This window comes from Stenotrophomonas sp. GD03877, from assembly GCF_029840555.1.
Lineage (GTDB): Bacteria > Pseudomonadota > Gammaproteobacteria > Xanthomonadales > Xanthomonadaceae > Stenotrophomonas > Stenotrophomonas geniculata.
On record NZ_JAOCCT010000021.1, the window covers coordinates 46,410 to 59,792 of the forward strand.

General features: G+C 67.6%; 11 protein-coding genes and 1 riboswitch. Of the genes, 7 read left to right on the forward strand and 4 right to left on the reverse strand.

Annotated elements, in window-relative coordinates; all coding sequences use genetic code 11:
• Positions 1–3: 3 nt before the first annotated feature.
• Complete coding sequence (locus N5D20_RS15590; RefSeq protein WP_279915038.1) at positions 4–915, reverse strand: LysR family transcriptional regulator; 912 nt, start codon at positions 913–915, stop codon at positions 4–6.
• A gap of 114 nt (positions 916–1,029) precedes the next feature.
• Here N5D20_RS15590 and purU point away from each other — a divergent pair, with 114 nt between their 5' ends.
• Complete coding sequence (gene purU, locus N5D20_RS15595; RefSeq protein ID WP_026347242.1) at positions 1,030–1,881, forward strand: formyltetrahydrofolate deformylase; 852 nt, start codon at positions 1,030–1,032, stop codon at positions 1,879–1,881.
• A 207-nt stretch (positions 1,882–2,088) separates the two neighbouring features.
• Here purU and pncA read toward each other — a convergent pair whose 3' ends face one another.
• Both pncA and N5D20_RS15605 read right to left on the reverse strand, forming a co-directional pair.
• The gene (gene pncA / locus N5D20_RS15600) at positions 2,089–2,715 is read right to left on the reverse strand and encodes a bifunctional nicotinamidase/pyrazinamidase (RefSeq protein ID WP_049480007.1); all 627 of its coding nucleotides are present in this window, start codon (positions 2,713–2,715) and stop codon (positions 2,089–2,091) included.
• Between the two features lie 56 nt (positions 2,716–2,771).
• Complete coding sequence (locus N5D20_RS15605) at positions 2,772–3,443, reverse strand: epoxyqueuosine reductase QueH (protein ID WP_032952814.1); 672 nt, start codon at positions 3,441–3,443, stop codon at positions 2,772–2,774.
• 175 nt (positions 3,444–3,618) lie between these two features.
• A riboswitch (cobalamin riboswitch) is annotated at positions 3,619–3,834 on the reverse strand.
• 154 nt (positions 3,835–3,988) lie between these two features.
• Between N5D20_RS15605 and N5D20_RS15610 the strand changes: the two genes are divergently transcribed.
• Entirely contained in the window at positions 3,989–5,836 is a 1,848-nt protein-coding gene (locus N5D20_RS15610; RefSeq protein ID WP_049480029.1) for a patatin-like phospholipase family protein, read from the forward strand.
• A gap of 352 nt (positions 5,837–6,188) precedes the next feature.
• Here N5D20_RS15610 and N5D20_RS15615 read toward each other — a convergent pair whose 3' ends face one another.
• Positions 6,189–7,556: a short-chain fatty acyl-CoA regulator family protein gene (locus tag N5D20_RS15615; protein WP_279915037.1), complete on the reverse strand. Its 1,368-nt coding sequence runs from the start codon at positions 7,554–7,556 to the stop codon at positions 6,189–6,191.
• Positions 7,557–7,670: 114 nt separating this feature from the next.
• Here N5D20_RS15615 and N5D20_RS15620 point away from each other — a divergent pair, with 114 nt between their 5' ends.
• Genes N5D20_RS15620 through mmsB form a run of 5 tightly spaced genes read left to right on the forward strand, consistent with a single transcriptional unit; the run spans position 7,671 to position 13,210 of the window.
• Positions 7,671–9,176, forward strand: coding sequence for a CoA-acylating methylmalonate-semialdehyde dehydrogenase (locus tag N5D20_RS15620; protein ID WP_279915036.1), 1,506 nt, complete (start codon positions 7,671–7,673; stop codon positions 9,174–9,176).
• A gap of 14 nt (positions 9,177–9,190) precedes the next feature.
• Entirely contained in the window at positions 9,191–10,357 is a 1,167-nt protein-coding gene (locus N5D20_RS15625) for an acyl-CoA dehydrogenase family protein (RefSeq protein ID WP_029380118.1), read from the forward strand.
• The gene (locus tag N5D20_RS15630) at positions 10,354–11,151 is read left to right on the forward strand and encodes an enoyl-CoA hydratase (RefSeq protein ID WP_010487013.1); all 798 of its coding nucleotides are present in this window, start codon (positions 10,354–10,356) and stop codon (positions 11,149–11,151) included. The genes N5D20_RS15625 and N5D20_RS15630 overlap by 4 nt, the downstream gene beginning before the upstream one ends.
• Positions 11,148–12,323 (forward strand): enoyl-CoA hydratase/isomerase family protein, encoded by a 1,176-nt coding sequence (locus N5D20_RS15635; RefSeq protein ID WP_279915035.1) that lies wholly within the window; start codon positions 11,148–11,150, stop codon positions 12,321–12,323. Before N5D20_RS15630 ends, N5D20_RS15635 begins: the two co-directional genes overlap by 4 nt.
• Entirely contained in the window at positions 12,320–13,210 is an 891-nt protein-coding gene (mmsB, locus tag N5D20_RS15640; RefSeq protein ID WP_049464149.1) for a 3-hydroxyisobutyrate dehydrogenase, read from the forward strand. Before N5D20_RS15635 ends, mmsB begins: the two co-directional genes overlap by 4 nt.
• Positions 13,211–13,383: the final 173 nt, after the last annotated feature.

Sequence of the window (13,383 nt, forward strand, 5' to 3'; positions counted from 1 at the left end):
GGCTCACACCCGCCAGGCCGGCGCCATGCCGGCCTGCAGGTGTTCGAACAGCGCGCGGATCTTGGCGGTGAAATCGCGGCGGTCGCTGACGCAGAAATAGACCTCCATCGGTTCCGGACGCCACGCGGTGTCGGCGCCGAACACCGCCTGCAGGCGGCCATCGCGCAGGTACGGCTCGGCCACGAATGCGGCCAGCCGGGTGATGCCGGCACCGGCCGCCGCCAGCGTCGCCAGCGCATCGATGTCATCGCAGACCATGCTCGGTGGCAGCGCGGCGTCCACGCGCTGGCCGTCCTTCAGCAGGCCCCAGCGCAGCGGCCGGCCATCGGTGGGGAAGCGGTGCAGCAGCCCGCGATGACCGCTCAGCTCGGAGGGTTGCTGTGGGGTGCCATGCGCTTTCAGATAGGCCGGCGAGGCACAGAACACGAAGGGCACGCGTGCCAGCTGCCGTGCGACCACGCCATCTTCCAGCTGCGCACCGATGCGGATGCTGGCATCCACCGCTTCCGGGCCATGCTGCACGGCGCGGTCGGTCAGGCGCAGCTCCAGCTGCAGTTGTGGGTAACGCTGCTGCAGTGAAGGCAGCAAGGGGGCAAGCACATGGCGACCGAAGGCGCTGCTGCTGGCGATGCGCAGCGGCCCGGCCGGCTCGATGTCACCGGCAGTGACCATCGCCTGCGCGCGCGCCAGGTCGGCTTCGATGTGGCGCACCTGCGCCAGGTACAGCGCGCCGGCCTCGCTGAGGGCCAGCTGCCGCGTACTCCGGTTCAGCAACCGTACGCCCAGATGGGCCTCCAGCCGGTTGATGTTCTGGCCGACCGCGGTGGCGCTGATGCCAAGGATGCGGGCCGCGGCGGCAATGCTGCCGGTCTCTGCGGTGCGGGTGAAGCTGCGGATCAGTTGCAACAGGTTCATGACCGACCAGCTTGCCACGGGAAGATCCAAGTATCGCTTGGTACTGAACCAAGCAGGTCGGTTGCACCCGTGATCATCCGGCCGCTGGGCAGGGCGCTGCCCTACACTGTGGCGATGCGCCCCGATTCCATCCTCACCCTGTCCTGCCCCGACCGTACCGGCATCGTCTATCGCGTGTCCGGCCTGCTGTTCGACCACGGCTGCAACATCCTCGACGCCCAGCAGTTCGGCGACGAGGAAAGCGGCCGCTTCTTCCTGCGCGTGCATTTCGATCGCGATGCCGGCCTGCCGCTGGAGACCGTGCACGCCGCGATGGCCACGCTCGCCCAGGACTTCGGCATGGACTGGCAGCTGCACGATGGCCGCCGCCGCGCACGCCTGCTGGTGCTGGTCAGCAAACAGGGGCATTGCCTCAACGACCTGCTGTTCCGCGCCCACAGCGGCCAGCTGAAGGTCGACATTGCGGCGGTGGCGTCCAACCACGCCGACTTCGCGCCATTGGCCGCCTCCTACCAGGTGCCGTTCCACCACCTGCCGGTGACCGCCGATACGCGCGCGGTGCAGGAGCAGCAGATCATCGACCTGGTCGAGCGTGAGCGCATCGACCTGGTGGTGCTGGCGCGCTACATGCAGATCCTGTCACCCACGCTGTGCCGCGCGCTGGCCGGCCGTGCGATCAACATCCACCACAGCTTCCTGCCCAGCTTCAAGGGCGCGCAGCCGTACCACCAGGCGCACGCGCGCGGGGTCAAGATCATCGGTGCCACCGCGCACTACGTCACCGAGGACCTGGACGAAGGCCCGATCATCGAACAGGACGTGGCCCGCGTTGACCATGCGATGGCGCCGCGCGAACTGGTGCGGCTGGGCAGTGATACCGAATCGCTGGTGCTGGCGCGTGCGGTGCGCCGCCATGTGGAACACCGCATCCTGCTCAACGGGCATCGCACGGTGGTGTTCCGGTAATCGCCCATCCCGCGTCCGCCGGGCATGGCCCGGCACTACCGAATCCTGATTTCATCCAGTGAAAAGCCCCCGGTTCGGCCGTCCCGCGATCTGTAGGGGGGCGTAGTTGGGGGGCTGGATGAATCGATTGTGTTGTCGTGGGCAGGAGCGCGCAAGCGGCATAAGCGACGTGCGCGGTAGCGCCGGGCCATGCCCGGCGGTCGCCCGTCAGGCGATCGCGATCCCCGCCTTGCCCAGCGCCTCGCGCACCATCGTATCGTTGGCCTCGGTCACCGGCCGGGTCAGCTCCCACAGGAACTTCACCCGGAAGCCGGACTTCACCGCGTCCTGCGCGCTCCACAGTACGCAGTAGTCGCGGGCCAGGCCGCACACATGCACTTCGCGGATGCGGCGCTCGTGCAGCCAGCCGGCCAGGCCGGTAGCTGGGCGCTCGCCATCGGGGCCATGGTTCTCGCGGAAGGCGCTGTACGAATCCACCTGTTGGCGCGTGCCCTTGCGCAGGATCAGGTCGGCCACGGTCCAGTCCACGCCCGGGTGCAGGGCGGCACCGGCGCTGCCCTGCACGCAGTGGTCCGGCCATAGGGTCTGCGGCTGCGCGTGCAGCAGGATGGTCTCGAAGGGGCGTTGGCCGGGGTGCTGGCTGGCGAACGAGGCATGGTCGGCCGGGTGCCAGTCCTGTGTCGCCACCACGGTGCGGTAGCGGCGCTGCGCCAGCAGACCGGCAATCGGTACCACCAGCGCATCGCCCTGGTCGCAGGCCAGCGTACCGCCGGGCATGAAGTCTGGCTGCAGGTCGATCACCAGCAGGGCGACATCGGCGGGCAGGGCGGTCATGGCAGGTCCACTACAACGTGAAGGGGCGACCAGCGTGGCCGCCCCGGCGGCACAGGTCAATCGCCCTGCGGCGTCCCAGCGTCCTGCCCGTAGTACAGCAGGCCGATCTTGATCCGCTCGCGGCCATTCTCGCGGCGATGGCGGTTGGCATCGCGCAGCGAGTACACGCAGCCGCAGTACTCCTGCTGGTAGAACTGCTCGCGCTTGCTGATCTCGATCATGCGGCTGGCACCGCCGCCCTTGCGCCAGTTGTAGTCCCAGTACTGCAGGCCCTCGTAGCGCGACGCGGCGCGGATGCCGCAGTCGTTGATCTGCGCCATGTTCTTCCAGCGCGAGATGCCCAGCGAAGAACTGATGGTGTCATAGCCGTGTTCGTGCGCGTACAGCGCAGTGCGCTCGAAACGCATGTCGAAGCACATCGTGCAGCGGATGCCGCGTTCGGGCTCGTTCTCCATGCCGCGCGCACGGCTGAACCAGTTGTCGGTGTCGTAGTCGCAGTCGATGAACGGGATGTCGTGCTGCTCGGCGAAGCGGATGTTCTCCTGCTTGCGCAGCTCGTATTCCCTCACCGGGTGGATGTTGGGGTTGTAGAAGAAGATCGCGTAGTCGATCCCGGAGGCGGTGATCGCCTCCATCACTTCGCCGGAGCAGGGCGCGCAGCATGAATGCAGCAGCAGGCGCTTGCCGTCGGCGGGCAGGGTCAGGGTGGGACGTTGGAGCTCGGTCATCGTCAGGTACCGCATGGACCGCCGGCAACGGCGGTGGCCCATGCATCAGCGCGTGGGTGAACAGGTCTGGCCGGATACCGTGAAAAGGACGCGCGCGGCCGCATCGCCTGCACGCGCAGGACAAGGACGGCCCCGGCAACCTCCCCGCGGAGATTCCAGGTCGAATCAGGGGACGGTCGTGTCCCCCGGCCGGGGCCGGTATTCGGGCTGATGGACACGGGCCGCAGCCCACCTACTACCTGCCGCTTCCCAGGCGCGAGCCCAGTGCTGTTGGCAGGATTCGTTTCCATTCACCGCTGCGGGGCAGCTCCGGAATGGGCGCGCGAGGCGCCTTCACCGGATTCCCGTTTAAATCCCGGCCGCCATCAATGCCACGGCCGGGATACCTTCGGCGTGCCCACGGTGGACGCGTCGAGTCCAATGGTCAAGGGCCAATCAAAGCGCAGGGCTGTGGCTCGTTTCTCAGGCTGTGAGAGCCCCTCTTGCCATACTGTGCATCGACAGACGGGAGGTGACTCGTGGCGGCGAAGTACTGCGATCTGGTCATGAAAGGCGGCATCACCAGCGGCATCGTGTACCCCAATGCGGTACTGGCGCTGGCGCGCGAGTATCGCTTCAAGAGCATCGGCGGCACCTCGGCCGGCGCCATCGCTGCGGCGGTGGCGGCCGCGGCAGCCTGCGGTGATCGCCGCCAGCAGGCGGGCGAGCACCTGCCTGGCGATGCCGGCTATGGCGGGTTGTCGGCGGTGTCGGCGCAGCTGTCGCGGCGCGGCTTCATCTACAGCCTGTTCCAGCCGGCACGGGGCGCGCGTGCGGCCTATCGGCTGCTGGTGGTGCTGACCGGCAATGCCCGCCTGCCGCACAAGCTGCTGTGCCTGGCCGTTGCCGTGTTCGAGATCGCGCCGCTGGAAGTGCTGGTGTCGCTGGCGCTGCTGCTCGGCCTGGGCTGGTGGGGTGGTGGCTGGAGCGGCGTGGCCGCCACGCTGCTGCCGTCGCTGCTGTGCGCTTACGGTGCCGGCGTGGCCGGTGCCGCGCTGCGGGTGGCGCGGGTGGCGCGGCGCAATCTGCTGGGCCTGTGCAGCGGCCTCGGCCGTGATGCACGCAAGCCGGCGTTGACCGAGTGGCTGCACGAGTGCCTGCAGCAGTTGTCCGGCAAGCCGCTGGATGCACCGCTTACCTTCGCCGACCTGCACGATGCGCCGCGCTATGCCGGCGAGCCGGACAGCCCGCATGCGATCAGCCTGCAGATGATCACCACCTGCGTGTCGCACAACGAGCCGCGTACGCTGCCGCTGGGTGGCGCGCAGTTCTGGTTCCTGCGCGAGGAGTTCGAGCAGCTGTTCCCGGCCAGCGTGGTGCAGTGGCTGGTGGATCAAGCTGGCCCGCCGTTGGAGGTGGAGGGGCGACGGTACTACCACCTGCCGCAGGGCCCGAAGCTGCCGGTGCTGGTGGCCACGCGCATGAGCCTGAGCTTCCCGTTGCTGATCAGCGCGGTGCCGCTGCATGAGCCCTCGCGGCGCGAGCGTCGCTGCGAACCCACCGCGCCTGCCGCCGACCAGGAGCACAACGTGGCCGACAGCATGGAAGGGCTGACCAGTGCCGGGCAGACCTGTGGCCCGGTGATCACCGCCTTCCGCATCTGCTGGTTCTCCGATGGCGGCATCAGCAGCAACTTCCCGATCCATCTGTTCGATGCCGCCTTGCCGCGCTGGCCGACCTTCGCCATCAACCTGGTCTACCCGCAGCACGCTGAAGAGGTGAGCCACGGCAGCAGCGGCCGCCAGTCGCTGGAACACGCGGTGTTCCTGCCCACCGAAAACCGTCATGGCTGGCAGCGCACCTATCAGTCGATCGCCACGCCGTTGGCGGCCGCGGAACTGGGGCGTTTCCTGTTCGCGGTGGTGGCGACCATGCAGAACTGGCGCGATCTGCTGCAGGCGCGCGCGCCGGGTTACCGCGACCGCATCGTGCACGTCAGCCTGCAGGGCGACGAAGGCGGCATGAACCTGGACATGCCGCAGGAGGTGCTGACCCGCATCGCCGACAAGGGCAGCCTGGCGGGCGCGCGCTTCTGTTCGTTCTCGTTCGAGAACCACTACTGGATCCGCTGGCGCAACCTGGCCTCGGCCTACCAGCGCTACACGCTGGAAGTGGCACGCACCGACGACCCGGCGCAGCAGGTGCTGGCCTACCGCGCGGCGTACGCGATGGTTGCCACTGGCCAGCCGACGCCACCGTCATACAAGCTGGGTTCGGAAGACAAGCGGCTGGCCTCGCAGCAGCTGTGGGGGTTGATGGTCGAACAGGGTCGCAGCTGGGAGGACCTCGGCCCCGACCTCACCGACGGCGCACCGCGCCCGTTGCCGCAGATGAAGGTGACGCCGATCTACTGACCCGGTAGTAGATCCACGCCTTGCGTGGATGGAACCCCATCGAAATCGAATATTTCGAACGTTCATCGAAGAACATCCACGCATGGCGTGGATCAAGCGTGTCGACCAAGGTCGACACCTACCAGAGCAATACGTCGTTCCGACAGATGGAAGGAAACCGTCGAAGGCGGGGTGGTGTCGGATTGCGGGGTGTCCGCGGCATGGATGCCGCGGCCAAGCCCCCAGGGACGGGTTCACGGCGTCCCCGCAATCCGACACCGCCCCGCCATCCCACGGAATGCCAGCTTTTGCTGTTGCTGTTGCTGTTGCTTCGGCTTCGGCAGGTGCAGGGCGCAGCCCTGCGGAACCAACCCTACCTCCCCGGCAACTGCGCGAACGCGCGCTGCATGCAGTCCTCGCGCGGGCACACCCGGCACCCCGGGCCGATCGACACCGAATTGCCCGGGCTCTGCACATCCAGCCCCAGCGAATACACCAGCCGTTCGGCATGCTGCAGATCGCAGCCCAGCGCCACCGCGAAGGTCTTGCGGGGCTGGCCATGACCGACCGGACCACTGCTGACTTGCCGTGCCAGCCAGAAATGCCGTCGCCCATCGGGCATGCGCGCGGTCTGCGTAAGGATGCGCCCGGGCTGGTTGAACGCCTCGTAGACGATCCACAGCGGGCACGAACCACCCACCTGCGAGAAGTGGAAGTCGGTGGCCGAATGGCGCTTGGACACATTGCCCGCGCGGTCCACGCGGATGAAGAAGAACGGCAGCCCGGGCGCGCTGCGCCGTGCCAGCGTGCTCAGCCGATGGCAGACCGCTTCGAAGCCGACGCCGAACTGGTGTGCCAGCAGTTCGATGTCGTAGCTGCTGGCCTCGGCCGCACGCAGGAAGCGCATGTACGGCATCACCAGGGCGCCAGCGAAATAGTTCGACAGACCGATGCGGGCCTGAGCGATGCGTGCCTCATCGGTGAAGCCGGCACGCGCCACCACCGCATCGATCTGCGGCAGGTAGCCGTGCAGGGCCAGCTCGGCGGCCATCTGGAATGCCTGCTGGCCCGGTTCCAGATAATCGGGCAGCCACAGCCGCCGCGTGCCGGCGTCGTACTGGCGCTTCTCGCGCCCGGCCTGCAGCGCGGCCACTTCCACCAGCACGCCGTGGCGGTCGGCCAGCAGCTGGCGCAGGCGTGGTGCCACGTGCCCGGGCGACAGCCCCCACTCGGCGAACAGACGCTCGGCCAGCTCGTCCAGTTCGGGAATGTGGTTGTGCATGCGGTTGAAGAACTCACGCACCTGGTCGCCTGCGGGCAGGATGCTGCCGGCGCCGGGCTCGCCCAGCTGGAACTCCAGGGCGGCGGCATGCTCACGCAGCGCCAGGTGGCGGCGGTGCAGATCCAGCAGGGCGCGGCTGACCTGCGGCAGGTTGCCGGCCAAGGCGCGCAGCTCGGTCGCGCTGACCTCCGCCAGGCCCAGGTCGCGCAGGGTTTCGCCCAGCGCTTCCTGCAGCGCGGCAGGCTCATCTTCGTCGAATAGTGAGGAAACGTCGCCCAATACTTCGCCCAGCTTCTTCTGCACGGCCGGGGTGAGTGGGCGCTTGTTACGCTCGATCTGGTTCAGGTAGCTGGCCGACAGCCCCAGCGCACGTGCCAGGTCGGCCTGGCTGTAACCACGCTGCTCGCGCAGCCGCAGCAGGCGCAGGCCAAGTTGTCGCTGGGTGGCTGAATAATTCACAGAATTAACATGAATCGTCTGGCGTGTTGGCCAGATTAAGCGGATTCAGCCCGGAAATCGAGGTGGGTGATGTGAATAATGCCAAGCATCTTTCGAGCCCGTGGGATTGTCATCATGACTGTTGCAGCGCCCCGTATCCGCATGCTGATCGATGGCCAGTTCATCGAATCGGCCACCTCCCACTGGCAGGACGTGATCAATCCGGCCACCCAGGACGTGCTGGCCAAGGTGCCGTTCGCCACCACCGGCGAAGTGGACGCCGCCGTCGCCGCCGCCAAGGAAGCCTTCAAGACCTGGCGCAAGACCCCGATCGGCACCCGTGCACGCATCTTCCTGAAGTACCAGCAGCTGATCCGCGAGCACATGAGCGAGCTGGCCCACATCCTCACCGCCGAACAGGGCAAGACCCTGCCCGACGCCGAAGGCGATGTGTTCCGCGGCCTGGAAGTGGTCGAGCACGCTGCCGCCATCGGCAACCTGCAGCTGGGCGAGCTGGCCAACAACGTGGCCAACGGCGTGGACACCTACAGCATCATGCAGCCGCTGGGCGTGTGCGCCGGCATCACCCCGTTCAACTTCCCGGCGATGATCCCGCTGTGGATGTTCCCGATGGCGATTGCAACGGGCAACACCTTCATCCTCAAGCCGTCCGAGCAGGACCCGATGGTGACCATGCGCCTGGTTGAGCTGGCGCTGGAAGCCGGCATTCCGAAGGGCGTGCTGAACGTCGTCCACGGTGGCGAGGAAGTGGTCAACGCGATCTGCGACCACCCGGACATCAAGGCCGTGTCGTTCGTCGGTTCCACCCGCGTCGGCACCCACGTCTACAACCGCGCCTCGCTGGCCGGCAAGCGCGTGCAGTGCATGATGGGCGCCAAGAACCACGCCGTGGTACTGCCGGACGCCAACAAGGAACAGACCCTCAACGCGATGGTCGGCGCCGCCTTCGGTGCGGCCGGCCAGCGCTGCATGGCCGCCTCGACCCTGGTGCTGGTGGGTGAAGCTCGCAACTGGGTGCAGGATCTGGTGGCCAAGGCGCAGACCCTCAAGGTCAGCGGCGGCACTGTGTCCGGCACCGACGTCGGCCCGGTCATTTCCTGCAGCGCCCGCGAGCGCGTCGAAGGCCTGATCGCCTCGGGCGTGGAGCAGGGCGCCAAGCTGGTGCTCGATGGCCGCAAGCCGCAGGTCGATGGCTTCGAGAAGGGCAACTTCGTCGGCCCGACCATCTTTGCCGGTGTCACCCCCGACATGCGCATCTACCAGGAAGAAATCTTCGGGCCGGTGCTGGTCATCCTCGAAGCGGAAACGCTGGAAGACGCCATCGCGATGGTCAACAGCAACCCCAACGGCAACGGCACCGCACTGTTCACCCAGTCCGGCGCCGCCGCGCGCAAGTTCCAGGAAGACATCGACGTCGGCCAGGTCGGCATCAACGTGCCGATCCCGGTGCCGGTGCCGTTGTTCTCGTTCACCGGTTCGCGCGCGTCCAAGCTGGGCGACCTGGGCCCGTACGGCAAGCAGGTGGTGCTGTTCTACACCCAGACCAAGACGGTCACCGCGCGCTGGTTCGATGACGAAACGCTGAGCCACGGCGTCAACACCACGATCAGCCTGAAGTAACGGCAGGAGCAGCCATGAGCCACTCGATGACGACGGAACTGGAAGAAGCGCAGCAGGCGTACCGCGAGGCTGCGCGCGACTTCGCACAGGCCGAACTGGCGCCACACGCCGCGCGATGGGATGCGGAGGGCATCTTTCCGCGCGAGGCGATCGCCAAGGCCGGTGAACTGGGCTTCTGCGGTCTGTACATGGACCCGGAAGTGGGCGGCAGCGGCCTGAGCCGACTGGACGCCGCCGTCGTCATCGAGGAGCTCGCCAACGTCGATCCGTCGACCGCGGCCTACATCAGCATCCACAACATGGCCTCGTGGATGGTGTCCACGTGGGGCCAGCCGGCACTCCGCGATGCGTGGGGCACCGACCTGTCTTCGGGCAACAAGCTGGCCTCGTACTGCCTGACCGAGCCGGGCGCCGGTTCCGATGCGGCCTCGCTGAAGACCACCGCCGTGCGCGATGGCGACTTCTACGTGCTGAACGGCGCCAAGGCCTTCATCTCCGGCGCCGGTGCCACCGAACTGCTGGTGGTGATGGCGCGTACCGGCGGTGCCGGTGCAGGTGGCGTCAGCGCCATTGCCGTGCCGTCGGACCTGCCGGGCATCAGCTTCGGCCGCAAGGAAGAGAAGATGGGCTGGAACAGCCAGCCCACCCGTGGCATCACCTTCGAAAACGTCCGCGTGCCGGTCAGCCACCTTCTGGGAGAGGAAGGCGGTGGCTTCAAGCTGGCGATGAAGGGGCTGGATGGTGGCCGCATCAACATCGCCGCCTGCTCGCTGGGTGCTGCGCAGGGCGCATTGGATGCCGCGCGCCGCTACATGGGCGAGCGCCGCCAGTTCGGCAAGGCGCTGGCCGAGTTCCAGGCACTGCAGTTCAAGCTGGCCGACATGGTCACGCAGCTGGTGGCCGCGCGGCAGATGGTGCACACCGCCGCGCGCAAGCTCGATGCCGGTGCCAGCGATGCCAATGTCTGGTGCGCGATGGCCAAGCGTTTTGCCACCGATGCGGGTTTCAACGTCTGCAATGAAGCACTGCAGATCCACGGTGGCTACGGCTACATCCGCGAATACCCGATCGAGCGCCTGCTGCGTGACTGCCGCGTGCACCAGATCCTGGAAGGCACCAACGAGATCATGCGGGTGATCGTTGCCCGTCACCTGCTCAACACCGAAGAGGAACTGCGATGAAGGATTGGCGTACCCAGGAGCACGTGGGCCTGAAGGTCGAGGCCGACGGCCACACCGCCGTGGTCACCCTGAACAACCCGCCGGCGCACACCTGGACCGTGCACAGCCTGTCCGCGCTGCGCGACCTGGTGGGCGCGCTCAACGCAGACCGCGACATCTACGCACTGGTGATCACCGGTGACGGCGAGAAGTTCTTCTCCGCCGGTGCCGACCTCAACCAGTTCGCCTCCGGCGACAAGGCCGCCGCACGCGAGGCCGCGCGCCGCTTCGGCGAAGCCTTCGAAGCGCTGTCCGGGTTCCGTGGCGTGTCGATCGCCGCGATCAACGGCTACGCCATGGGCGGTGGCCTGGAATGTGCGCTGGCCTGCGACCTGCGCATCATCGAAGACCATGCCCAGGTCGCGCTGCCGGAGGCCACCGTCGGCCTGCTGCCGTGCGCCGGCGGCACCCAGAACCTGCCGCGCCTGGTGGGCGAGGGCTGGGCCAAGCGCATGATCCTGCTGGGTGAGCGCATCACTGCCGAGACCGCACTGCGCATCGGCCTTGCCGAAGAAAAGGTTGGCAAGGGCGAAGCCAAGGCACTGGCGCTGGAATGGGCGAAGAAGGCCGGCAAGCAGAGCCCAACCAGCATCGCCGCCTGCAAGACCCTGGTGCAGTCCACCCGCACCGGCACCCACGCCTCGGCGCTGGTGGCCGAGCGCGAAGCCTTCGTCGACCTGTTCGACACCGCCGACCAGGTCGAGGGCGTGACTGCCTTCCTGGAAAAGCGCACCGCGCAGTGGAAGAACGCATGAGCACCGACACCGCTGCCGACGACGCACCGGTGCTGTTCGAAGAGCGCGTGGCCGGCAACGGCACGCGTATCGGCATCGCCACGCTCAACGCGCCGCGCACGCTCAATGGTTTCTCGCTGCCGATGGCGCACCTGCTGCTGAAGCAGTTGAATGCCTGGGCCGACGACGACGGCATCGCCATGGTGGTGCTGCAGGGCGCCGGCGAAAAGGCGTTCTGCGCCGGCGGCGACCTGCACAGCCTGTACAAGGCCATGGTCGCCTTCCGTGAGGCCGGCCGCAGCGACATCCGCGAGAACGACTACGCCGCTGAGTTCTTCGACGTTGAATACCGCGTCGATTACCTCATTCACACCTACGCCAAGCCGATCCTGTGCTGGGGTCATGGCATCGTGATGGGCGGCGGCATCGGCCTGATGTCCGGCGCCAGCCACCGCGTGGTCAGCGAGCGCTCCAAGTTGGCGTTCCCGGAAATCACTGTTGGCCTGTTCCCCGATGTCGGTGGCAGCTGGCTGCTGCCGCGCGTGCCGGGCAAGGGCGGCCTGTTCCTGGCCCTGACCGGCGCACTGCTCAACCCGGGCGATGCCATCTACGCCGGCTTGGCCGACGTGCACGTGGCCGAAGAGCGCCGCAGTGCAGTGTTCGATGCGCTGCTGCAGGTGGCCTGGTCGGGCGATGCCGCACACAATCACGAACGCCTGACCCATCTGCTGCAGTCGCATGCCAGCGATGCAGCCACCGGCCCGCTGCTGGCCCATGCGGCGCAGGTCGATGCGCTGTGCGAGGGCGATGACCTGCCCGCGATCATCAACCGCATCAGCGCGCTGCAGACCGAAGATGCCTGGCTGCAGGCGGCACAGAAGACCCTCGCCGCCGGTGCGCCCGGCTCGGCGCGGCTGGCCTTCGAGCTGCAGCGTCGCAGCGCCGGCCAGGACCTGGCCAGCGTCTATCGGCTGGAGTACATCACCGCGCTGCACTGCGCCGCCCACGGCGATTTCGCCGAAGGCATCCGCGCGCTGCTGATCGACAAGGACCGCAACCCGCAGTGGAACCCGGCCACCCTGGCCGAGGCCACCGCCGCGTGGGCGGACACCTTCTTTGTTTCCCCCTGGTCCGAGGCTGCGCATCCGCTGGCCGACCTGGGCACTCCCCTTGTTGAAAGGAGCCTTGCATGAGCCGCATTGCATTCATCGGGTTGGGCAACATGGGTGGCCCGATGGCCGCCAATCTGGTCAAGAACGGCCATACCGTGCGCGTGTTCGATCTGGTCCCGGCCGCGGTGCAGGCCGCCGTCGATGCCGGCGCCAGCGCGGCGGCATCGGCGCGCGAAACCCTGGCCGATGCCGAGGTGGTGATCTCGATGCTGCCGGCCAGCCGCCACGTCGAAGGCGTGTACCTGGGCGACGACGGCATCCTCGCCGCGATTCCGGCCGGTGCACTGGTCATCGACTGCAGCACCATTGCCCCGGCCAGCGCGCGCAAGGTTTCTGAAGCCGCGGCAGCACGTGGCCTGCAGATGATCGACGCGCCGGTGTCCGGCGGTACCGCCGGTGCCCAGGCCGGCACCCTGACCTTCATCGTCGGTGGCGAAGAGGACGCGCTGGAACGCGCGCGCCCGGTGCTGCAGGCGATGGGCAAGAACATCTTCCACGTGGGCGCCAGTGGTGCCGGCCAGGTGGCCAAGCTGTGCAACAACATGGCGCTGGGCGTGATCATGGCGGTGACCGGTGAAGCCATCGCCCTGGGCGTGGCGCACGGGCTGGACCCGAAGGTGCTGTCGCAGATGATGGCAGTCAGCACCGGCCGCAGCTGGGCCACCGAAGTGTGCAACCCGTGGCCGGGCGTGCTGGAGAATGCGCCGGCCTCGCGCGGTTACAGCGGCGGCTTCGGCAGCGACCTGATGCTGAAGGACATGGGCCTGGCGGTGGAAGCGGCGATGAGTGTCGGCGCCTCGATCCCGCTGGGCGAAGTGGCCCGCAACCTGTACTCGATGAACCACCAGGCCGGCCGCGGCAAGCTGGATTTCTCCAGCGTCGTGCAGCTCATCACCAGCGACCGGTAACCGGTCGCTGGTCCGCGCATTCCACCTTATCCCCGCGCCGTTGGCGCGCCCCCTTGAACAACAAGGGGGCTCTCCTCCAGAAGGATGGATGCGCGCCGTAGCGAATGCGTCCCCGGCCGCGCGCCGGGGCCCACCCGAGGTGGGATGGGCGGATGCCCGGTTTCGACCGGCAT